At 68.7% G+C, this 1,461-nt stretch carries 3 protein-coding genes; 1 reads left to right on the plus strand and 2 read right to left on the minus strand.

Features of this window, described 5'->3' with window-relative positions:
* On the minus strand, positions 1–253 hold a 253-nt coding region (locus TN53_RS40550; RefSeq protein WP_046263887.1), incomplete at its 3' end, for a VOC family protein.
* The gene (locus TN53_RS40555) at positions 250–834 is read right to left on the minus strand and encodes a dihydrofolate reductase family protein (protein WP_046263888.1); all 585 of its coding nucleotides are present in this window, start codon (positions 832–834) and stop codon (positions 250–252) included. The genes TN53_RS40555 and TN53_RS40550, both read right to left, overlap by 4 nt.
* A 253-nt stretch (positions 835–1,087) precedes the next feature.
* On the opposite strand from TN53_RS40555, the gene TN53_RS40560 reads away from it, so the two are divergent.
* Positions 1,088–1,461: GNAT family N-acetyltransferase (locus TN53_RS40560; RefSeq protein ID WP_046263889.1), on the plus strand; the 374-nt coding region annotated here is incomplete at its 3' end.

The raw sequence follows: 1,461 nt of genomic DNA on the forward strand, positions 1-1,461 counted from the left end.
TCTCCAGGGTGGTGGCGAGGGTTTCCACCTGGATCGCGAGGTGGTCGAAACCGCTGCCCACGTCGACCGGTCCGTCGCCGGGGGGGTGGACCAGTTCCAGCGAGGCCGCCGGTTCGTCAGGGAATTTGAGGATCACCAGGCGAGCCCCGTCGTCGCTCTCGACCCTGCCCAGTTCGGCGTAGCCCAAGGCGGTGTAGAAACCGAGGGAGCGGTCCAGGTCGGTGACGCGGTAGGAGACGAAGAGCGTCTTCACGCGGCCTCCTCGGGCTGGCGCACCCGATAGCGCAGATGCGTGACGTCCCGGTCCTCGAGCCGTCGGACGAGGTCGAGTTCGATGTGATCGCTACCCAGGTGGTCGAACAGCCGTCGGCCGGCCCCGAGGAGGACCGGAACCAGGTGGATCTCCATCTCGTCGACCTGCCCGGCTCGCAGAAGTGCTTGGGCCGCCCCCGCCCCATGGACCATGACCGGCCGCTCCCCCGCGGCTGCGCGAGGCTGAAGGGCGCAGTCCTCGGCATCGGTGACGAAAGGCGAATGGCCCGGTGGCACGTCCCCGTCATCCACCTGGTGGGTGAGGACGAAGATCGGCACGCCGTCGTGGTGGTCGCCCTGCCAGCGCCCGGCGAGTTCGAAGGTCCGACGGCCGGAGATCACCGCGCCGGTCGCCAACGCTTCGCGGTAGACCCGGCCGCTCGGGCCGTCGGACTCCCGGTCGTCGAGCCAGTTGAACAGCCGTCCACCGTCGCGTCCCAGCTCCTGCCCTGGCCGATCGTCCGGGCCGGCGATATAGCCGTCGAGCGACATCGACATGTACAGCCGAATCGGACCGTTCATCCTGGCCTCCCTCTCTCCTCCATGACACCGGGATCCGGCGTTCCCTGATCCGCGTCGGCGGACCGGGAATGCCACAAGGAAGACGTCAGGCAACCGGCAAACTCATCGGCCCGACGCGCCGGCCCTGCTCCCGGGCCTGCAAGGGGGGCAGGACTCATGCCCCGTCGATCAGTTGCGGTCCTCCAGTGCAGGCCTGGCGGTACGGGGAAAATTGAGGGGAGCGGACGGCCGCCCGCTGCTACGGTCGGGCGCCATGAGCTGGCTTCCCGATGACTTCGTCCACCCTGCCCTGGTACCGCTGCCGGGCGGTGATCATCACCTGCGGCCGATCCGGGAGGCGGACACCCCGCTCGACTATCCGGCTGTAATGGGTTCACGCGAGCGGCTGTGGACCATCTTCGGACCGGCCTGGGGCTGGCCCGCGGCCACCATGACCTACGAAGCCGACCAGGCCGACCTGTTGCGGCACGAGAAGGAGATCGCCGCACACCAGTCCTTCAACTACGCGCTGTTCGACGCGGCGGAGACAGCTCTGCTCGGCTGCGTCTACATCGACCCACCGGAGAGGGCCGGCGCGGACGGCGAGATCTCCTGGTGGGTGGTGGACGAGTTGGTGGGCAGCAAGGT

Origin of the sequence: Streptomyces sp. WM6386 (assembly GCF_000972385.1) — a bacterium.
GTDB lineage: Bacteria > Actinomycetota > Actinomycetes > Streptomycetales > Streptomycetaceae > Streptomyces.

Coding starts and splice junctions, on each gene's coding strand:
- TN53_RS40555 (WP_046263888.1), bottom strand. CDS start 834: ATGAACGGTCCGATTCGGCTGTACATGTCGATGTCGCTCGACGGCTAT.